This is a genomic window from Sphingomonas sp. PWP1-2, assembly GCF_049898305.1.
Lineage (GTDB): Bacteria > Pseudomonadota > Alphaproteobacteria > Sphingomonadales > Sphingomonadaceae > Sphingomonas > Sphingomonas glacialis.
In genome coordinates this window covers 62,733-82,177 of the sequence record NZ_JAFCXM010000001.1, presented here as the reverse complement: position 1 = coordinate 82,177, position 19,445 = coordinate 62,733, and the positions used below count along the sequence as shown (strand labels likewise).

Genomic DNA, 19,445 nt, shown 5'->3' with positions numbered 1-19,445 from the left:
CTGCGCTCCTTCATGCTCGGGCCAAGCCTGGCCGGGCCGCCGGGCCATAAGCCCAGAACCCACGAAACGAAAGGCACCGAGCGCGCCAGGCCACATACCCATGCTTCCGATCGGCCGATCGTGCGGCTGCGACAGGCTGCGTTTTGCACTCCCGTCGCCCGCCTCCCGGCCCCCTCGAGCCCATGGAGCGCGCCCACCACCCCGCAGTGCGGAGGCCGCACGCCGCCGACTCACCACGGCCGCACGCGCGCCGCCTTGCGCTTGACGATCATCAGCTCGGTCAGCGCCCACACCAGGGCATCCGCGCGATCGGGCGATCGCCCCGGCCCGCGATACGCCCCGCCAACCACCAGCCCGCACAATTCGGCCTCGAGCTCGGCAAACACCCCGACATGCGCCACCTTGCCGCGTTCGTAGAGCGTCGCGACCGGCTCGGCCCGCGCGCCCTTGCCGAGCTTGGCATGGACCAGCGCGAGCGGCAGCGCGGCATCGGCGGCGAACAGCACGCTCGCCACCATCTGCCCGCCCTGGTTCTTCTCGGCGATCACGCGGTCGGCGCCGTGCCGCGCCGCACACGCCACCACCGCGCGCGCCCACCCCTCGGGCGAAAGCCCCGCAACGCTCGCATCCTCGAGCACATAGCCGCGCCCGTCGCGCCCGAGCGCGACCGCGACGATCCCGCACGCATCCCCGCTCCCATCGGCACTCCCCGCCGGCGGATCGACCGCGACCACGACCCGCACCGTCTCGGGCGCGGCATCGACCCGGCAATCGTCGAGCATCGCGCGCGTCCACAGCGCGCCGTCGAGGTCCTCGATCAGTTCGCCCGCAATCTCCTGCCGCCCGAGCCGCGTCCCGCCGTATTGCGCCTCGATCGCCTCGAGAAAGGCATCGGGCAAATGCGGGTTGTCATGGCTGCTGCCACGCGTCTCGACCGTCCCCGCCGCGCCCATCACGCGCTGCAGCAGCGGGACGGGGCGCGGCGTCGTCGTCACCACGACGCGCGGGTCGGCGCCCTGCCGCATCCCGAGCATCAGATTGTCCCACGCCGCATCGCCGTAGCGCCATTTGGCGAGCTCGTCGCACCAGGCGATCTGATGCTCGGGTCCGCGCAATTTCTCGGGCGCCGCCGCCGAGAACACCGCCGCGACCGCCCCCGACTCGAATTCGACGACGCCATCGGCGCGGCGATAGGCGGTCCGCTCGCCACCATGCGCGACGCTGAGCAACCCCGCCTCGCCCTCGATCATCACGCGCCGCACATCCTCCTCGGTTGCGCCGACCAGCGCGATCCGCGCCTTGGGATGCGCGCGCGCCATCGCGCTGACCCATTCGGCCCCGGCACGCGTCTTGCCGAAGCCGCGCCCGGCTCGAATCAGCCAGACGCGCCACGCACCCGGCGGCGCGAGCTGTCCGGGATGCGCCCAATAGCGCCACGCATTGTTGAGCGTGCGCAATTGCGGGCGGCTCATGCGGTCGAGGATGGAAATCTGGTCGGCACGGTCGAGCGCGGCGAACTGATCGAGCAGCGCGTCGAGATCGGGGCCGGCATCTGCGCGCCTGCGCTTTGCCCGCGTCATGCCAGGCCACTCCGCGCGCGCCGCCGGGCGCGCGCCGCAAGCTTGGCGAGCAAGGCATCGCGGACTTCCTCGATCGTCGTATGCTTGAAGGCGAAGGGGGTGCGGCGCCGCGCGTTGTGCGGCGTGTCCGCGGCACGCATCGCCTGATGCTGGCGCACCAGCTTGAGCGCCGCATCCGGATCGATGGGCGCCGCCGCGACCGCGCCCGGGTCGCCGATCATCGATCCGTCGTCGCGCTGCCCGAGCGCGAAAGCGAGCACTTTGGTCTCGAGCAGCTCGTATCCGAGGTCGATCGCCTCGCGCCACTGTTCGGCGAAGGCGGCGTCGCGGCGGCGCAGCGCATACACTCCGCTCGCCGAACTGCCGACCGCCTTGGCCGATTGCGCGATATTACAGGTCGCAGCGAGATGATCCAGGAACGCCACGCGCCTGGCAATGGTCCATCCGTCACCGCGCGTCGTGTAAACACGGCGCGGCTTGCCCGTGGTTGCAAGCGTGCCGAGCGTATCCGTACCCAGCGCCTCAGCGTCCTTACCGGTCGCCTCCCCCGTCATCGCGCTCTCCCATCGCTGCCGCAGCGCCAAACAAAAGGGGCCGCAGGCGTTTCCGCCCCGGCCCCTCAAGGTCGCAATTCTGCATCGTTCCTGTTATGTACCAAAACAGCGCGACGATGTCAAGCGGTTTGTACCGCTTTGGTTCGCGTTAGCGGCAGCGGACCTCGCTGTTGTTCTGGTCGACGCTCTTGCCGAGCACGCCGCCAGCAATCGCGCCGAGGATCGTGCCGACGCCGCGCGAATGGCCGCCTGCAATCACGTTGCCGAGCGCACCGCCACCGACCGCGCCGACGATCAGGCCCGTCGTGCCGTCGTTGCGCTTGCAGTAATAGCGGTCGTCGCTGCCGCGATAGATGCGGTCGTCGCTGCTCAGCACACGCTCCTGATAGCGGTTCGGATCGGCGCGATAATAGCGCGTCGGGTCATAGCCCGCCTCATAGCGGTCGTCGTAGCGCGGATCGGCATACCGCGGGTCGGCATAGCGCGAGTCGGTATAGGCCGGGCGAACGTCGCGATACCCACGCGCGCGCGCTTGCTGGTAGCGATCGAACTCGGCCCGGAAGATACCGAGCTCGGTGTCGAGACGCTGCTGCGCCTGGGCGAAGCGCTGATCTTCGGCCTGGGTCTGGGCGAGCGCAGGCGTAACGCCGGCAAGCAACAGCGCGAACGCGGGGACAAGAAAAGCGAGACGGCGCATAGGGACCTCCAATTGGTTACGGCACGATAACGACTCGACCCCGCTTTGGTTGCGACCGAACCGGCCCAATCTCAGACGATCGCGTCGACCACCCCGCGCCACGCCGCGACTTCGTCGTCATGGCGCGTCGTCACGGTGACGGGACCGGCTGTGCGCGTCGCGAGATGAATATCGACCGAACCGCGCCATTCGACCGTCGCATTGCCCGAGAGGCGCACCATCCCGTCCTCGCGCGCCTCGGCACGGACCAGCCCGCCGCGATTGTGCACCGTGATCTCGGTGCCGAAGCCGCAGCGCCGCGTCAGGCATGCGGCATAGGTCGATGCCGCCATCGCGCTGCCGCAACTGTCGGTGAGGCCGACGCCGCGCTCGAAGGTGCGCACGAACAGCAGATTGGCGCCGCGCACTTCGACGAACGAGACGTTGGCGCGGTTGGGCAACCAGTCGGGCGCCGCCTCGCATTGCGTGCCGAGCGCGACGAGTTCGACCTCGTCGATCGTCTCGACGAAGCAGACCAGATGCGGGTTGGGAATCGCCACTGCGGTAAACACGCGCTCGCTGCCGAGCTGCGCGATCGGCGCTTCGACGATCCGCTCGACGCCGACGTGCATCGGCCAGTGCGACACGTCGAGATCGACCGGGCCGGCCACCTCGCGGATCGTCACCACGCCCGCGGCAAGATCGGGATCGCGCGAGACGTGCGCGTCGGACGTCTTGAGCCGCACGCGCGCCTCATCGATCCCCAGTGCCTCGAACCCGGCGCGCGCGACGCAGCGCAAGCCGTTGAGGCACGTCTCGGCCTCGCTCCCGTCCGAATTGAACATCCGCATCCCGAACTCGTGCGTCGCATCGCTCGCGGTGAGCAGCAGAATCCCGTCGCCCCCCACACTCCCGCCGCGATCCGCGAGCGCGACCGCGACGCGTGCCCATTCGTCTTCGGACAGCGCGAGGTCGCGCGCGTCGATCAGCGGAAAATCATTGCCCGAACCGTGGCATTTGAGAAAGTCGATCTGCATAGTCAGCGCCTTAGCGGGTGCACGGGGAGGGCAACAAGCCGCGCGCGATGACTCGCGCGCAACGGACGGCGAGCGCCGCGTGGGTCAGAACCGGATGCAATAGCCGGTGTCGGGCTTCGCCTGCCCCGCGACCTGCAACCGCCAGATCCGCTGGAGTGCATCGATCCCGCTGTCCTCGTCGACTTTCACCAGCCCCGCCGCAAGCTCGACAAAGCCGTCCCACTGCGCCGCGACCGCCACGTTGAACGCATCCTGCCCGATCTCGCCGATCAGCGTCGTCGCGGCGTCGGGCGCAAAGAACCAGACGGGCTTGGGCACGAGCGGCAGCGCGGACGCAGTGGCGGCGTCGTGATGCGTCACGCCAACGCGCAGGCTGTGCGCGATCCGCCCCGCCAGCCGCGCATAGACCGCCTCGAGCACTGCGGCATCGCCGGCAAAATCGATCAGCACGCTCGGTCCCGTCGGGGCGAGCGTATCGATCGCGTCATAGGCGAGCACGCTGTCGTACAGCCCGGTGCCCTCGACGAAGCCGACATTGGCGGCCGCGGTCAGCCCGATCCGCTGCAAGCCGGGGCTGCGCGCCCGCAACACATAGGCGGCGGCGATCGCAGTCTTGCTCGATGCGCTCGTCACCACGACGCTGTGCGCGCCGTGGTGGTCGGCACGGCGCAACGCGTCCTCGATCAGGAAGCTCGTCAGGAACAGCGGCTCGAACAGCATCCGCAGCGCCTCGCGCTCGGGCGTCGCGGGCAGCTCGGCGCCGAGCCGGCGATATTGGTTGTAGACCGCGCTCATCGGCTGGCGGTGCGGCGCCATGTCGCGGAACAGCCCGCGGCCGATCTTGCCCGGCGTTACGAGCAGATGCGATGCCACCGGCATGAAACCATAGACGCGCTCGCCGACCGCGATCTCCGCGCAGCGCGAGGCGACGACGCGCGCAAAGCCCCAGGCCGGCACCACGCCCCACCCCTCGGGCGCGGGGAAGAATTTCCAATAGCCGACGGTCTCGCCGACCACGCCGTAGGTCACGGTATTGGCGGTGATCGCGATCGCCTCGACCTGGAGCAGCACCTCGCCTGCGCCCGGGTCCGACACGAGCGTTTCGTTGACCGCCAATTGGTCGAGCGCATCGCGGCGCACCAGCATTTCGCGCTTGATCGGCATGGCAGTCTCCTCGTTGCGTCGGCGCACCTTGGCGTGCCGCGCGGTGCGAGGCCAGCGTTATACCGGGTGCGTAACGTCGTGCAGCATCGGCACCCCATAGGACCATGCCGCGGCTGCGCACCTTGGCGTGGGCCTCGTCGGCTGGAGCTCCTGCGCCAGAGCGAGCTGCTCGGCCAACACCAGCGCGACGAGTTGCGAGCGGTACAGCTTTTCGAGATCCTCGTGCATCGCGCGAATCGAATCGCACAGTGCCAGTCCGGCCAGCTCGAGCTGCGTGTTGATCTGGTGTTGCAAGTGCGCGGCATGGGTCGACAAGGGCATGCCGCGGGTTTCCGTGATAGGAATGAGGGAAACGTGCGCGAGCGTGGTTAAGAGCGGCGCCACGCCGCTTCATCGCAGACCGTAGAAATCGGCGAGCCGGTCGAGCGCGAGCGTCAGCACCAGCCGCCCCGCGCGCTGTGGCCAACCGAGCGCCTTTTCGGCGACCGGCAGCCCCTCGCCCGCGCACACCACGCGCCACAGTACATCGCTCAACCCCTTGCCGACCGCCGCGATCGCCGCGTCGAAGCGGCGCTTGGCGGCGATCTGCGCGAGCGTCGGGTCGAGCGCATCGCTCCCGCCATCGACGCGCGCACTCCAGCTCATCGTGACTCGCGGCGCGATCGCCGCGCGCTCGTAATCGGCGCGCAACCGCTCGCCCGCCTCGAACTGCCGCGCGTCGACCAGCCCGCGCGCCCGCAGCCAAGCGAGCGGCGACTCGGCCTGGTTGACCGTGACTCGGCGCCCACCCCTCGCCGCTGGCGCGTCGCCCACCACACCGTCTATGAAATTGCGCTCAACCAGCTCCCGCATCGTTCCGCTCCTTGCTCGAGTCGCGTAGGGGATTGCCATGCGGGCGCGCTTGTAGGACAGCGAAAAAACCGATCTGGTTAGGAGCTTGCCGATGATCACCGCGATTCGCGAAGTCCGTCGCGCCAAGGGGATGACGCTCGACGACGTCGCCCGCGCCTGCGTCCCGCCAACCACCGCCCAAACGATCGGCCGCCTCGAAACCGGAACGCGCACAGTTTCCGTCGCCTGGCTAAACCGTATCGCAGCAGCACTCGGCGTTCAGGCGGCCGATCTCGTCACGCTGCCCGACCGCGTCGAGATCGCCGTCGCCGCGCTACTCGATCCAAGCGGCGCGCACGCTCCGCGTCAGCCCGCGACGATCGTCCCACCAACCGCCGCGCCAGAGCATGTCGCGGTCAGCGTCCAGGCCGGGGTCGGCGAATATCGCGCGGGCGATCAGATCTGGTGCGCGCGGATCGCACCCGATCGCTTTGCCAGTGCACTCAACCGCGACGTGCTCGTCCCGCGCCCCGCAGGCCGCTTCCTGTTCGGGCGACTGATCGGACGTGAGGGGCCAGAACCAGCCGGCGGCGGCGGCAAGCTGCATCTGCTCCCGCTCGGACCGGGGTCGCGCCAGCAAGTCGTCGCCGACCCGGCATGGATCGCGACCGCGGTCACCTTGGTGCGCAGCCTGTGATGCGCGCTCTGCTGCTCGCCGCCCTCGCCGCGCTGCAAGGCGCCGCCGCGCCCGCGCCCGTCGCCACGCCTGCGCCGATCACGCCCGAACCGGCGCGCATCCTCGCAAGCTATCCGCACGACACCAGCGCGTTCACCGAAGGCCTGCTGATCGACCGCGGCACGCTTTACGAAAGCACTGGCCGCGAGGGTCAATCCGACATCCGGCGCGTCGACCTGACGAGCGGTCGCGTCCTCGCCCGCGCGAAGCTCCCGCCCGCGCTGTTCGGCGAGGGGATCGTCGCGTGGCGCAACGACCTTTTCAGCGTCACCTGGCACGGCGGCCAGGGCTTCCGCTGGAGCTTGCCCGCGCTCAAGCGTAGCGGCGGCTTCCGCTATGACGGCGAAGGCTGGGCGATGACGGAGGACGGCCGCAACCTGATCCTGTCCGACGGGACGCCCGTGCTGCGCTATCTCGATCCCAAGACGCAGAAGGTCGTGCGCCGGCTTACCGTGACGCTCGGCGGGCGACCGCTCGAACGGCTCAACGAGCTCGAATATGTCGATGGCGAGATTCTCGCGAACATTTGGATGACGCGCTACATCGTGCGGATCGATCCCGCCGACGGGCATGTCCGCGGCGTGATCGACCTCGCGCCGCTGATCGCGCAAGTCGGCACAACCGATCGCGATTCGGTACCCAACGGGATCGCGTACGATCATGCGACGCATAAGCTCTACGTGACGGGCAAGAACTGGCCGCGCCTGTTCGAGATCGCACGGCCCCAGCGCCCGTCGTAACGCACGCCGGGAAGGCGGGAACGGCAACGCCGCCCCGCCCCATCCCCTCAGCAGCTGCAGCCGAAGCCCTTTTTGAGGATGAGCTTGCCGGCGACCGACAGCGTGACCTGGACGCCGCACGGGATGCCCCATTTGGTGCAAATGTCGAGGCACGCCTGCACCGCGGTGCCCTCGGGCACCCAGGCGGGGACGGTGAAGCACTTGCTCCCGATGCCGAGCGGCAGGTTGATGCAGACCTTGTGGTTCTTGACCGTGACACTGATGCACTGCGCCCCGATCATCATCGCGCCGTCGGTCAGTTCCATCGCGCCGGGGGCCAGGCTCGCGTGCAGCTCATCGCTATGCGCCTTCGCGGCCGCCAGCGATTGCTTGATGATCTCCGAATCGAATGATGCATGCTCGTGCGTCGCCATGATGATCCTCCTTGTTTTTGCCAGGTTTTGGCAACGACAAGTCTATCAAGGCTTTGAACACGACTGAGCGGAGACGCACCCATTTCGGCGGGAAGCGACGCGCGTCTGGCAAGGGGAGGCGGTGGGAATGGTGGGCGATGACGGGCTCGAACCGCCGACATTCTCGGTGTAAACGAGACGCTCTACCAACTGAGCTAATCGCCCCAACCGCGCATCCGCGCGTCGGTGGAGCGCGACTGCCACGCCTTGCGGCGCAAGGCAAGCCGGCCGATCGCCAAAGCCGCTAGCCAAGCGCCATCCCAGCGGCCCGCAATGCCGCGAAATAGTGCCGCATCCCCATGCTCGCGCGCCGCGAAAGGCCCATGAACGCGCGGCGGCGGTCGAAGGGATCGGGGCGGCGTTCGAACAGCCCCGCTTCGGTCATCCGCGCGATCCAGCGCAGCGCGGTCGTCGGCGCCACCGCCGCGGCGATGCACAGGCTCGATACCGAGACTTGCGCTCGCTCCAATTCGGCGGCGAACAGATCGAGCAGCATGTCCCAGGCAGGGTCCTCGAACAGTCCTGCGCCGAAATGCTGGTCGCGCAAACGTCGCGCGCGAATCGCCTTGCGGATCTCGCGGGCGGCAATCTCCACGGGCGGCGCGTCGATCGACTGCGTGCGATACGATAGCGTCGGCTCCTCGACGCTGCGCGCGAAGCCAGGATCGGCATGGGGTGCCGGGTCATCGCGCGTCAGCCGCGCGAGCGTTTCGGCAATCCGCGCGACTTCTTCGTGCAGGCGCCGCAGTCGCGTGGCTTCGCTCTCGCGCACGACGTCATAGGCGCGCTCGCCGTGCCCGCTGGCGGCCAGACACAGCGCGACGACGCGATCGGCGAGTGTCGGGCCACATAGCAGATCGACGCCCGCCCCGGTCAGCGCCCCTGCAACCAGATCGATCTGGCGCGGTTCGATCGTCGCGACGATGCGGGTGGTGTCGCGACGCGCGATGCCGTCGAGCACCGGCAGCACGTGGGCGAGCACCGCATCATCGACTCCGGCAGCTTCGGCGAGCACGATTCCGACAGCACCTTGCTGCTCGAACCGGTCGAGCGCGTCATCCCAGCCAACGCGGGCGAGCAAGCGTCCTTGCGCCGCGGCGACCGCATCCTCGGCGTTTCGGACTGCGTCCTGGTCCGCGATGATCAACACGCCCCCGCCCGAAGCGCCGCGGGCGGACCAGTTCGTCGATTGCGTGATCGCCATCATGCTCGCCCGCCCCCAATGCCCGGCGGATGCCGTGCCGACATCCGCAAATTACGCATTACTCCGAAACGGGGTAGCCTAAGTCACGCCGATTCGGGGGTAACCGCCGCGGTGCTCAGGGATCGAATCAGCAATCAGATCCGAAACGGACGAGACCGCTTTGGAACGCCCCAGACAATCCCGCCGGATCGGCGCTCGCGCTTATTCGATCGCCTTGACGATTTCCTCGACCATCTTCTTGGCGTCGCCGAGCAGCATCATCGTATTGTCCATATAGAACACGTCGTTGTCGACGCCGGCATAGCCGACCCCGCCCATCGAGCGCTTGATGAACAACACGGTCTTGGCCTTTTCGACGTCGAGCACGGGCATGCCGTAGATCGGCGAGGTCTTGTCGGTCTTGGCCGCCGGGTTGGTGACGTCGTTGGCGCCGATCACGAAGGCGACATCGGTCTGCGCGAATTCGGAGTTGATGTCCTCGAGCTCGAACACGTCGTCATACGGCACGTTCGCCTCGGCGAGCAGCACGTTCATGTGCCCAGGCATACGTCCCGCCACGGGGTGGATCGCGTATTTCACGCGGACGCCATTTTCCTTGAGCTTGTCGCCCATCTCGCGCAGCACGTGCTGCGCCTGGCTCACTGCCATGCCGTAGCCCGGCACGATGATGACCTGTTCGGCCTGGCCGAGCAGGAAGGCGGCGTCCTCGGCGCTGCCGCGCTTCCACGGTCGGTCGGTAGCAGCCGCCGCTGCCCCGCCGGCGCTGTCGCCGCCGAAGCCGCCCGCGATTACCGAGATGAAGCTGCGGTTCATCGCCTTGCACATGATGTAGCTGAGGATCGCGCCCGAGCTGCCGACCAGCGCGCCGGTGATGATCATCGCCGTATTGTGCAGCGTGAAGCCCATCGCCGCGGCCGCCCAGCCCGAATAGGAATTGAGCATCGACACGACGACCGGCATGTCCGCGCCGCCGATCGGGATGATCAGCAGGAAGCCGATCACGAAGCTGAGCAGCGTGATCGTCCAGAAGATCCACGGGCTCTGGTCCTGCGTGAAATAGGCGATCAGGCCAAGGATCGCGGCGAGCACGCCGAGATTGATGACATGGCGCCCGGGCAGCATGATCGGCTTGCCACCCATATTGCCGTTGAGCTTGAGGAAAGCGATCACCGAACCCGAGAAGGTGATCGCGCCGATCGCGACGCCGAGGCCCATTTCGATCCGGCTGACCGGGAAGATGTAGGCGAGCGGCACGCCGGTGTCGGTGACAAGCATCTGCGCGATGCCGAACGCACCGGGGTTGAGATAGGCAGCGCACGCGACGAGCACTGCAGCCAGACCGACCAGCGAATGGAACGCCGCGACGAGCTGCGGCATGTCGGTCATCGCGATGCGGCGCGCCGTGGTCACGCCGATCACCGCGCCTATGCCGATCGCGGCGAGGATCTCGACGAAGGTCAGCGCATCGATGCGCGACAGCATCGCGACATAGTCGAAGCCGGTGTCGGTCGTCCCGACCGCGAGCGTCTGGATTGTCGGGACGTGCGTGATGAGCGTCGTCACCACCGCGATGGTCATGCCGATGATGCCCATGCGGTTGCCGCGCTGCGAGGTCGCCGGGCTCGACAGCCCGCGCAGCGCGAGGATGAAGCACACCCCGGCGACGAGATAGGCGAGCGATGCCCAGGGATTGACCGTTAAATGTTCCACGTGTTCGAACCCCTTACCGTCACCCCGGAGCTGTTCCGGGGTCCACCGCGCCATTTGCTCCAGCGTCAGTGGATGAGTGGACCCCGGCACCAGGCCGGGGTGACGAAATTAGTGCTTCGCCGCCGCCGGCGCCTTCTTCTTGTACATCGCCAGCATCCGCGCAGTGACCGCAAAGCCGCCAAAGATGTTGACGCTCGCCAGCACGACGGCAAGCAGCCCGAGCCATTTCGACGTCGCCCCGCCGCCGCCGATACCGGCCGCGGCAGCTGCAATCAGCGCGCCGACGATGATCACCGAGGAGATGGCATTGGTCACCGCCATCAGCGGCGTGTGGAGCGCCGGCGTGACCGACCAGACGACGTAATAGCCGACGAAACAGGCCATCACGAAGATCGAGAGAATCGAGATGAAGTCCATAGTCAGTCCCCCAGTCGGTCAGGCGGCGGCGCGGCGGGGTTGCGGGACGGGACGCCCCAATTCCCGCGCCGCCTCGATCCAGCACCCGATCGCGTCGTAGATATTGTCGAGCGCCTCTTGCGGGGTCTCGCCATCGGAACGGCAGCCCGGAAGTTCCGGGGCAACCGCAGTATAGCCGCCGCCATCCGCGGCGGAGAGCGGCAGGATGTCGACTTCGTAATCGAACGGATTCATCTCCGTAATCCCTGCACTGCGTCGACGAACCGTACGAGCTCCCGAATGTAGATCGGCTTGATCGGCCGATGCGCCGGGATCGTCAGGATTTCGGGTCGCTCGACATGCTTCACCTTATAATGTGACCCCTTGCGCGGTGGCGTGCAAGCGATCCCGAACCCGTCGCACAGCGCCGCCACATCCTCGATCCGCCGATCGCGCGGGTTGGCGCGCATGCGCTCGAGGAGTTTGTCGGCATTGGCCACGGCCGGGCATCATCCCAGCAACCGCGCGTTGACGACCTTGCCACCCTGCGTCAGCCGGATCGCATCGCCGATCTCGGCGTCGAGCACGGGCTTGCCGGCCTCCTTGTCCCAGAAGGCATTGAGGAAATTGTACAGGTTACGCGAGAACAGCGCCGACGCATCGGCCGCAAGCCGCGACGCCACGTTGCGATAGCCGACGATCGACACGCCGTTGACCACGACCACCTCGCCCGCAACCGCGCCCTCGACATTGCCGCCCGCCTCGACCGCGAGATCGACGATCACCGAACCCGGCTTCATGCTTGCCACCTGCGCCGACGAGATCAGCCGTGGCGCGGGGCGCCCCGGGATCAACGCGGTGGTGATGACGATATCCTGCTTGGCGATATGGCCGGAGACCAGTTCGGCCTGCGCCGCCTGATATTCGGGGCTCATCTCGCCGGCATAGCCGCCCGAGCCCTCGCCCTCGATGCCCGCGACGTTCTCGACGAAGATTGGTTTCGCGCCGAGCGACTGGATCTGCTCCTTGGTCGCCGAGCGCACGTCGGTCGCCGAGACCTGCGCGCCCAAACGCCGCGCGGTGGCGATCGCCTGCAGGCCGGCGACGCCGACGCCCATCACGAACACCCGCGCGGCCGACACGGTGCCCGCCGCGGTCATCATCATCGGGAAGGCGCGGCCATAGACGCCCGCGGCGTCGAGCACCGCCTTATACCCGGCGAGGTTCGACTGCGACGACAGGATATCCATCGACTGCGCGCGCGTGATGCGCGGCATGAACTCCATCGCGAGCGCTTCGAGCCCGGCGGCGGCATAGCCGTCGATCCGCGCGCGGTCGGCAAACGGGTTGAGCCCGGCGACGAGCCAGGCGCCCGGCGCCACGCCCGCGAGCGCATCGGCCGACGGCCCCTGCACGCCAAGCACGATCTCGGCCCCCGCGAGCGTCGCCGCGCGATCAGCGACGGTCGCGCCAACCGCCGTATAATCGGCATCGGCGATCGACGCGGTCGCGCCCGCGCCGATCTCGACGGCGACGGTCGCGCCGAGCGCCAAGAATTTCTTGACCGTTTCTGGGGTCGCGGCAACGCGGCGCTCGCCCTCGACGGTTTCGCGGAGGACGGCAATCTTCATGCTACTTGCCCGACACCAGCCACACCACCACGAAAGCGATGATGAAGACCGCGACCGCGCCATATTTCATGACGCTCATGACCTTGTCATAGGTCGCGCGGTGGACCTGCATGTCGTTCTCGGCAGCCATCGTTCCATCCCCTGCAAGACGGGGTAGTCCCCCGGTTCGTCCTTGTGCTTAGCTTGCACACGCGTGCGCCTCAACCCCCGCGCATTCGCATTGCCAAACGCGCGTTTGTGTCCCGCGCGTCCCATGGCGGGGCGTTTAAGGGCGCTTTCACACCTTGGCGGTATGCTTTGCGCTGGAATTGACACGAATGGGATGGACGCATGACGCGTAACGGACAGCGGCTGCTGATGTTGATCGACGACGAGCCCGCACAGCGGCGGCTCGTCGCGGCGATCGCAGCGCGGCGCGGCTGGCGGGCGGTGTTCGCTGCCGATGGCGAGATGGCGATCGCGATGCTCGGTACGCAGGACGGGATGCAGCTCGACGCGATCCTGCTCGACCAATGGGCGCCCGAAGCCGACCCGACCGCGCTGATCGACGAGATCCGCCGCCGTCGCCCCGCACTTCCGCTGCTGCTGCTCACCGCCAACGGATCGGTGGCACAAGCCGTCGCGGCAATGCGCAGCGGCGCGACCGATTTCCTCGTCAAGCCACTCGCCCCCGAGCGGCTTCTCACCGCGCTCGACGCCGCGGTCGCCGGCAAGGCGGCAGGCGAATTGCGCCCGCTCACCGAAAAGATCCCCGCTTTGCTCGCGTTCGACGAGATCGTCGGCTCCGCCCCCGACTTCCGCGCAGCGCTCGCCATCGCCGCCAAAGCGGCCCGCGCCCGCGTTCCGGTGCTCGTCGAGGGCGAGAGCGGCGTCGGCAAGGAAGTCGTCGCCGAGGCGATCCACGCCGCGTCCCCCCGTGGTAAAAAGGCGATGGTCGCGATCAATTGCGGCGCGCTGCCGCCGAACTTGATCGAATCCGAACTGTTCGGGCACGAGAAGGGCGCGTTCACCGGCGCGTTCGAGCGCAAGATCGGGCGCTTCCAGGAAGCCGATGGCGGCACGCTGTTCCTCGACGAGATTGGCGAGATGCCGCTCGAGGCGCAGGTCAAACTGCTCCGCGTGCTGCAATCGGGCGAAATCCAGCCGATCGGCGCGCGCCACACGCGCGAGGTCGACGTCCGCGTCATCGCCGCGACCAACAAGCGGCTGATCGAGGAAGTCGAGGCCGGCCGCTTCCGCGAGGACCTCTATTATCGCCTCAACGTCGTCCAGGTGACGATCCCGCCGCTTCGCGAACGCGCCGGCGACATCCCGGCGCTCGCGCGCCATTTGCTCGCGCGGATCGCCGAGCAGCCGGGGCTCCGCCCGCTTGGTATCACCGACGATGCGCTGGCGCTGCTCGGGCGGTACGATTGGCCGGGCAACGTCCGACAGCTTCAGAACGCCCTGTTCCGCGCGGCGGTGCTGTGTGACGGCGCGGCGCTGACGCGCGTCGATTTCCCGCAGATCGCCGCGCTCGGCGGACAGCGTCACACCACGCCGACCCCCATGCCGATGGCGACGAGCGGCGGCGTTACGCTGTTCCACGCCGATGGCAATCTGCGTGCGCTCGAGGAGATCGAGGCCGATGTCATCCGCCTCGCGATCGGCCATTATCGCGGGCGCATGACCGAGGTCGCGCGGCGGCTCGGGATCGGGCGCTCGACGCTGTATCGCAAGCTCGGCGAGCTCGGAATCGACAACGCCGCCGCCTGACCTGCCTTTCGCCACAACGATTCGTCGCAAATTTCGTCCCGCTACGGACACACCCGCGCCTCAGAGAGTTGGTACGGCAAAGGAGTATGTATTCTCATGCGTAACAAACTGATCCTCGCAGCGCTGACCGCTGCCACCCTCGTCCCCAGCATGGCACCTGTCGCCGCGTCCGCGCAGAGCTACGACGATCGTCGCGACGACGATCGTCGCTATGACCGTCGCGACGATGACCGCCGCGACAACCGCCGCGACGAGCGTACCTATCGTGGCCAGGATGGCCGCTACTACCCCTGCAAGCGCAGCAGCGGCACGACCGGCGCGGTTGCCGGTGGCGTTGGCGGTGCGGTTGCGGGGAACGTCCTCGGTGGCGGTCTGCTCGGGACGGTCGCTGGCGGCGTCGGCGGCGCGCTGCTCGGCAGGACGCTCGACAAGCGTCATGACGCTGCCCAGAATCGCAAGAACGGGTGCTGATCGGATCCGGGTGGTAGCCTGAGGCTACCGCCCGACCAGGGCGCGGTCGCGCAGACCGCGCCATACCCGCATCGCCTGGACGGTTTCGAATACATCGTGGACGCGCAGCAGCTGCGCGCCCGCCATCACCCCCGTCAGCGCGAGCGCGACCGATCCCCCCAGCCGCTCGGTTGCCGGTGCTTCGTTCGACAAAGCTCCGATCATGCGTTTGCGGCTCGCGCCGAGCAGGATCGGACAGCCGAGCCCGTGAAAGATTGTCAGCGCATTCATCAGCGCCAGATTATCGGCGAGCGATTTGCCAAAGCCCACGCCCGGATCGACGATGATCCGCGACCGCGCGACCCCGCCTAACACCACCGCAGCAATCCGCGCCTCGAGCCAGTCGAACACCTCGACCACGACATCGCGATAGCCCTGCCCGCCATGCGGTCCCTTGGCCGGATCGGGCGAGTGCATCAGCACCACCGGACACCCCGCCTTGGCGACGACGTCGAGCGCGCGATCATCCCACAGCAATGCCGCAACATCATTGACGATCGCCGCCCCCGCCGCGAGCGCCGCCTCCATTACTGCGGCCTTGCGCGTGTCGATCGACACCAGCGTACCCGCGCGCGCGAGTCGTTCGATCACAGGCACGACGCGCGCGATTTCGTCGCCCTCCCACACCGTCGCCGCGCCCGGCCGTGTCGATTCGCCGCCGACGTCGATCAGCGCCGCCCCCGCCGCCGCCATCGCGACACCGGCGCTCGCTGCTGCTGCAGGATCGTCCGACACGCTTCCGCCATCGGAGAAACTGTCGGGCGTCACGTTGAGGATGCCGCACACCGACGGCTGATCGAACCGCAGCGTCCGCTCGCCGAGCGTGAGCGCGGCGCGCGGGGCGGTAATCGCCGCGTGCAGCCGCGCCGCGCGGTCGTCGCGCAGCAGCGTGGCGAGATCGGCGATCGGCACCGTCCGGCGATGCCCGTCCTCTATCACCTCATAGGCCGAGAACCACAGCATCCCGCCGGCCAGCCGCGCGACCTCGCCGTCGCGGTCGACCGGCGTGTCGACGAACTGGATCGGGCGGAGGTGGAGACTGCTCATAGATCATCCCGTCGCCCCGGCGGAGGCCGGGGCCGCTGCGTTTGACGCGAAACCCCTGTTGACGCGAAACCCCTGTTGCGCGCAACTGCCTGGCGCCCCCGCCTCCGCCGGGGCAACGCCTAGATCTGCGTCGCCAGCAGATAGGTCTGCCGCAGCGTATCGATCGGCTTCAGCCCCTCGGGCGTCTCGTAATGCCAGAACGTCCAGCCATTACACGCTGGCGCCCCCTGCAACACCGAGCCGAGCTTGTGGATCGACCCCGTCTGGTCGCCACTGATCACCGAGCCATCGGCGCGCACCGTGACACTGTAACGACGCTTGGCATCGACCAGCACTGCGCCCGCGACCAGCATGCCATTCTCGACGATCGTACCGAAGGCGACGCGCGGTGCGGCCTTGGGGCTCTGCATCGTCTTGAGGGCCGATTCATCCAGCGGCAGCGCCGCCGCGATGCGTTCTTCGGCCGCCGCGATATAGTCGCTCTCGCGCTCGATCCCGATCCAGTGCCGGCCGAGCCGCTTGGCGACAGCCCCCGTCGTGCCGGTACCGAAGAACGGATCGAGCACCACGTCGCCGGGCTTGGTGCACGCCAGCAGGATACGGTAGATCAGCGCTTCGGGCTTCTGCGTCGGGTGAACCTTGACGCCGTCGCGCTTCAACCGCTCCTGCCCGCCGCAGGTGGGGAATTCCCAGTCGGAGCGCATCTGCAGCTCGTCATTGAGCGTCTTCATGCTGCGATAATTGAAGGTGTAGCGCGACTTCTCGCCCATCGACGCCCAGATCAGCGTCTCGTGCGCGTTGGTGAAGCGCGTGCCCTTGAAATTGGGCATCGGGTTGGTCTTGCGCCAGACGATGTCGTTCAGGATCCAATAGCCCAGATCCTGGATCGCCGCGCCGACCTTGTAGATGTTGTGGTACGATCCGATCACCCAGATCGCGCCATTGTCCTTGAGGATGCGCTTCGCCTCGGCGAGCCATTCGCGCGTGAACTTGTCATAGGCGCTGAGCGAATCGAACTTGTCCCATTCGTCGGTGACCGCATCGACATGGCTGCCATCGGGCCGCGACAGGTCGCCGCCGAGCTGGAGGTTGTAGGGCGGATCGGCAAAGATCAGGTCCACCGACTTGGCCGGCAGCGCGCGCATCGCAGCAATGCAGTCGCCGCGCAGGATCTGGTCGAGCGGGAGCTGCACCGGTGCCTCGACCGCGCGCGGCGCCGCTTTCCTGATCTTCTCCAAAACCCCCATCGTCGTCGTCCCTTCGTGTGTGACGGGCATCCCTGCCAGCAACGAGACTCGCGTCAAGCGAACATTGGTTAACGAAAAACCTTGAGATTCCGTCAATTTGGCGGAACATTTCGAGAAACGAACCAGATATTGAGTCCCGACTTATCCACAGGCTCAAGCGCTGGTGTGTGGCACCGAAGACTCGTTAAGCAAGAAAGCTTCGGCGACCGGGCGAAAACTGCGCCGATGGAGCGCGCACGGCCCATGTTCGCGCAAAGCACGCAGGTGGTCGGGCGCGCCATAGCCCTTGTTCGCATGCCAGCCGTACTGCGGATGCGCCTCTGCGTGTGCGAGCATGATCGTGTCGCGGGTATGCTTGGCGATGATCGAGGCGGCGGCGATCGACAGGCTGATCGCATCGCCCTTGATGATCGGCGTCGCGGCAAAATCCCATTTGGGGAGACGGTTGCCGTCGACCAGAACATGCCCCGGCGCGCAGCCAAGCGCTTCGACTGCAAGCGTCATCGCCTTCATCGTCGCCCAATAGATGTTGAGCGTGTCGATCTCGTCAGCCTCGACGATCCCGATCCCGACGATCGCGCAGACGCGCAGCCGGTCGTGGAGCCGCTCGCGTTCGCTGGCCGGCAGTTTCTTCGAATCGTTGAGCCCGCGCGGGACGCCCTTGGCGGGCAGGATCACCGCCGCCGCGACCACCGGCCCGGCAAGCGGCCCGCGCCCCGCCTCATCGACGCCTGCGACCGGCGCGAGACAGAGCTTTTCATGTTTGAGGCTTGGCATCGGCTCGAGCCATGCCGGATAGCGCGCCGACTTGCCAGACGGGTTACGATAGAACGCAGCGGCGATCGGGCGGGGCGGCGTCGCTCAAGAAGACGAGTTTACGCGGAGACGCGGAGACGCGGAGAAGAAGAAGGTTTGGTTCGCGCAGAGGCGCAGAGGCGCAGGTAGAGAGAGAGAGTTCACAAGGACCACACAAACGCCTCTTGCTGCCCGCTCCGCGGGTCGGGATACGCTGAAGCTAGGCGAACCCGCTCCGCGTCCTCCGCGCCTCCGCGCGAATAAAACCTTCTTCTTCCTCGCCCCCTGCGCCAACGCGACTTAGGAGATGTCGCCAGCCCGCACGCCCTGCTGCCCCATCGGCCCATGCCCGCCGCCCAGACCCGGCGCCGCGCGCAGCGATGCGCGCACGAACGCCCGCGCGCCCTCGACCGCCACCTCGAGCGATCGCCCTTGCGCCAGCAACGTCGCGATCGCCGAAGCGAGCGTGCAGCCCGTTCCGTGCGTGCTGCGCGTCTCGATCCGCGCCGCCGACCAGGATGCGACCTCGCCCGCCGGCCCGATCAAGCGATCGACGATCTCGTCGCCGTCGACATGCCCGCCCTTGACGAGGACACGGCTCGCAAACGCATGCGCCAGGCGCACCGCGCCATCTCCGGCATCCGCTGCGCTTCGCAGAGGGCGCCCTTCGAAAAGATCGGGGCGAATGGTCGCGAGGAGCGCGCTCAACTCGGGCAAATTGGGCGTCGTAACCGTCGCGATTCGCATCAACCGCGCAAACGCCGCGATCGTTTCGGCATCGGCGAGCACCGCACCGCTCGTCGCGACCATCACCGGATCGAACACGATCGGCACCGCAAGCGTCTCGAGCAGATCCGCCACGCCATGCGCGGTCGCCGCCGAACCGAGCATCCCGATCTTCACCGCATCGACGCCGATGTCCGACACGCACGACGTGATCTGCGCGAGGACCATGTCGGCGCTCACTTGCAGCACGGCCTGGACGCCGAGCGTATTCTGCGCAGTAATCGCCGTGATCGCGGTCATCGCATGGCCGCCGAGCATCGTCACCGTCTTGATGTCGGCCTGGATCCCAGCGCCACCGCCCGAATCCGAACCGGCGATGATCAGGATGCGCGGCGTGGCAGCGCGGCTCATTGCGGCCGCTTGAAGCGCCGCACGGTCGATGCGGGGTGCCGCTCGAGCAAATCATCGACGCGCGCGGGGCGATCCATCAGCTCGCCGCCGCAATTAAGGCAACGGTCGTCGGCCTTTTCGGCGCATTGCGCGCAAAAGGTGCATTCGAACGAACAGATGAAAGCCCCCGCCTCATCGGCCGGGAGATCGGTGCCGCACCGTTCGCAATCGGGGCGCATTTCGAGCATCGTGTCTTCCTTTTCC

24 protein-coding genes and 1 tRNA gene are annotated in these 19,445 nt (G+C 67.6%); 4 read left to right on the top strand and 21 right to left on the bottom strand.

Features of this window, described 5'->3' with window-relative positions:
- Positions 1-230: 230 nt before the first annotated feature.
- The 7 genes from ACP7C5_RS00440 to ACP7C5_RS00410 form a co-directional block, all read right to left on the bottom strand.
- Positions 231-1,580, bottom strand: a complete 1,350-nt coding sequence (locus ACP7C5_RS00440; protein ID WP_426262807.1) for a DNA-packaging protein — start codon at positions 1,578-1,580, stop codon at positions 231-233.
- On the bottom strand, positions 1,577-2,134 hold the full coding sequence (locus tag ACP7C5_RS00435; RefSeq protein ID WP_426262806.1) for a hypothetical protein: 558 nt from the start codon (positions 2,132-2,134) through the stop codon (positions 1,577-1,579). Before ACP7C5_RS00435 ends, ACP7C5_RS00440 begins: the two co-directional genes overlap by 4 nt.
- A gap of 148 nt (positions 2,135-2,282) precedes the next feature.
- The gene (locus ACP7C5_RS00430; RefSeq protein WP_426262805.1) at positions 2,283-2,831 is read right to left on the bottom strand and encodes a glycine zipper 2TM domain-containing protein; all 549 of its coding nucleotides are present in this window, start codon (positions 2,829-2,831) and stop codon (positions 2,283-2,285) included.
- Between the two features lie 71 nt (positions 2,832-2,902).
- Complete coding sequence (gene dapF, locus ACP7C5_RS00425) at positions 2,903-3,847, bottom strand: diaminopimelate epimerase (protein ID WP_426262804.1); 945 nt, start codon at positions 3,845-3,847, stop codon at positions 2,903-2,905.
- 84 nt (positions 3,848-3,931) lie between these two features.
- Complete coding sequence (locus ACP7C5_RS00420) at positions 3,932-5,011, bottom strand: DUF2855 family protein (protein ID WP_426262803.1); 1,080 nt, start codon at positions 5,009-5,011, stop codon at positions 3,932-3,934.
- 57 nt (positions 5,012-5,068) lie between these two features.
- Positions 5,069-5,332, bottom strand: coding sequence for a hypothetical protein (locus ACP7C5_RS00415; protein WP_165954421.1), 264 nt, complete (start codon positions 5,330-5,332; stop codon positions 5,069-5,071).
- A gap of 69 nt (positions 5,333-5,401) precedes the next feature.
- The gene (locus tag ACP7C5_RS00410) at positions 5,402-5,863 is read right to left on the bottom strand and encodes a DUF6456 domain-containing protein (protein WP_426262802.1); all 462 of its coding nucleotides are present in this window, start codon (positions 5,861-5,863) and stop codon (positions 5,402-5,404) included.
- A gap of 91 nt (positions 5,864-5,954) precedes the next feature.
- Here ACP7C5_RS00410 and ACP7C5_RS00405 point away from each other — a divergent pair, with 91 nt between their 5' ends.
- Both ACP7C5_RS00405 and ACP7C5_RS00400 read left to right on the top strand, forming a co-directional pair.
- Positions 5,955-6,539 carry a helix-turn-helix transcriptional regulator gene (locus tag ACP7C5_RS00405; RefSeq protein WP_322160879.1) on the top strand — a complete coding sequence of 195 codons (585 nt, stop codon included), beginning with the start codon at positions 5,955-5,957 and terminating at the stop codon, positions 6,537-6,539.
- Positions 6,539-7,318 (top strand): glutaminyl-peptide cyclotransferase, encoded by a 780-nt coding sequence (locus ACP7C5_RS00400; protein WP_426262801.1) that lies wholly within the window; start codon positions 6,539-6,541, stop codon positions 7,316-7,318. Before ACP7C5_RS00405 ends, ACP7C5_RS00400 begins: the two co-directional genes overlap by 1 nt.
- A gap of 47 nt (positions 7,319-7,365) precedes the next feature.
- Here ACP7C5_RS00400 and ACP7C5_RS00395 read toward each other — a convergent pair whose 3' ends face one another.
- The 9 genes from ACP7C5_RS00395 to ACP7C5_RS00355 form a co-directional block, all read right to left on the bottom strand.
- Entirely contained in the window at positions 7,366-7,731 is a 366-nt protein-coding gene (locus tag ACP7C5_RS00395) for a hypothetical protein (protein ID WP_133191652.1), read from the bottom strand.
- Between the two features lie 128 nt (positions 7,732-7,859).
- Positions 7,860-7,935: transfer RNA gene (locus tag ACP7C5_RS00390), tRNA-Val, on the bottom strand.
- A 79-nt stretch (positions 7,936-8,014) separates the two neighbouring features.
- Positions 8,015-8,977, bottom strand: coding sequence for a hypothetical protein (locus ACP7C5_RS00385; protein WP_426262800.1), 963 nt, complete (start codon positions 8,975-8,977; stop codon positions 8,015-8,017).
- Positions 8,978-9,175: 198 nt separating this feature from the next.
- Positions 9,176-10,684, bottom strand: a complete 1,509-nt coding sequence (locus ACP7C5_RS00380; RefSeq protein WP_426262799.1) for an NAD(P)(+) transhydrogenase (Re/Si-specific) subunit beta — start codon at positions 10,682-10,684, stop codon at positions 9,176-9,178.
- Positions 10,685-10,792: 108 nt separating this feature from the next.
- Entirely contained in the window at positions 10,793-11,101 is a 309-nt protein-coding gene (locus tag ACP7C5_RS00375; protein ID WP_140852216.1) for a proton-translocating transhydrogenase family protein, read from the bottom strand.
- Between the two features lie 18 nt (positions 11,102-11,119).
- Positions 11,120-11,335: a type II toxin-antitoxin system HicB family antitoxin gene (locus ACP7C5_RS00370; RefSeq protein WP_426262798.1), complete on the bottom strand. Its 216-nt coding sequence runs from the start codon at positions 11,333-11,335 to the stop codon at positions 11,120-11,122.
- Positions 11,332-11,580, bottom strand: a complete 249-nt coding sequence (locus tag ACP7C5_RS00365) for a type II toxin-antitoxin system HicA family toxin (RefSeq protein ID WP_426262797.1) — start codon at positions 11,578-11,580, stop codon at positions 11,332-11,334. The genes ACP7C5_RS00370 and ACP7C5_RS00365 overlap by 4 nt, the downstream gene beginning before the upstream one ends.
- Before the next feature lie 9 nt (positions 11,581-11,589).
- Positions 11,590-12,711 carry an NAD(P) transhydrogenase subunit alpha gene (locus tag ACP7C5_RS00360; RefSeq protein ID WP_426262796.1) on the bottom strand — a complete coding sequence of 374 codons (1,122 nt, stop codon included), beginning with the start codon at positions 12,709-12,711 and terminating at the stop codon, positions 11,590-11,592.
- Between the two features lies 1 nt (position 12,712).
- On the bottom strand, positions 12,713-12,841 hold the full coding sequence (locus ACP7C5_RS00355) for an aa3-type cytochrome c oxidase subunit IV (protein WP_133191646.1): 129 nt from the start codon (positions 12,839-12,841) through the stop codon (positions 12,713-12,715).
- A gap of 200 nt (positions 12,842-13,041) precedes the next feature.
- Here ACP7C5_RS00355 and ACP7C5_RS00350 point away from each other — a divergent pair, with 200 nt between their 5' ends.
- Positions 13,042-14,466 (top strand): sigma-54-dependent transcriptional regulator, encoded by a 1,425-nt coding sequence (locus tag ACP7C5_RS00350; protein ID WP_133191645.1) that lies wholly within the window; start codon positions 13,042-13,044, stop codon positions 14,464-14,466.
- 96 nt (positions 14,467-14,562) lie between these two features.
- Positions 14,563-14,937 (top strand): hypothetical protein, encoded by a 375-nt coding sequence (locus tag ACP7C5_RS00345; protein WP_354288146.1) that lies wholly within the window; start codon positions 14,563-14,565, stop codon positions 14,935-14,937.
- 24 nt (positions 14,938-14,961) lie between these two features.
- On the opposite strand, the gene folP is transcribed toward ACP7C5_RS00345, so the two are convergent.
- The 5 genes from folP to ACP7C5_RS00320 form a co-directional block, all read right to left on the bottom strand.
- Positions 14,962-16,023 (bottom strand): dihydropteroate synthase, encoded by a 1,062-nt coding sequence (gene folP / locus ACP7C5_RS00340; RefSeq protein WP_426262795.1) that lies wholly within the window; start codon positions 16,021-16,023, stop codon positions 14,962-14,964.
- A gap of 119 nt (positions 16,024-16,142) precedes the next feature.
- A complete protein-coding gene (locus ACP7C5_RS00335) occupies positions 16,143-17,270 on the bottom strand; it encodes a site-specific DNA-methyltransferase (RefSeq protein WP_426262794.1) in 1,128 nt (375 codons plus the stop codon).
- Between the two features lie 153 nt (positions 17,271-17,423).
- Entirely contained in the window at positions 17,424-18,047 is a 624-nt protein-coding gene (locus tag ACP7C5_RS00330; RefSeq protein WP_426262793.1) for a ribonuclease HII, read from the bottom strand.
- A 318-nt stretch (positions 18,048-18,365) separates the two neighbouring features.
- Positions 18,366-19,202 (bottom strand): bifunctional hydroxymethylpyrimidine kinase/phosphomethylpyrimidine kinase, encoded by an 837-nt coding sequence (gene thiD, locus ACP7C5_RS00325; protein ID WP_426262792.1) that lies wholly within the window; start codon positions 19,200-19,202, stop codon positions 18,366-18,368.
- Entirely contained in the window at positions 19,199-19,429 is a 231-nt protein-coding gene (locus ACP7C5_RS00320) for a DUF1272 domain-containing protein (RefSeq protein ID WP_426262791.1), read from the bottom strand. The genes thiD and ACP7C5_RS00320 overlap by 4 nt, the downstream gene beginning before the upstream one ends.
- Positions 19,430-19,445: the final 16 nt, after the last annotated feature.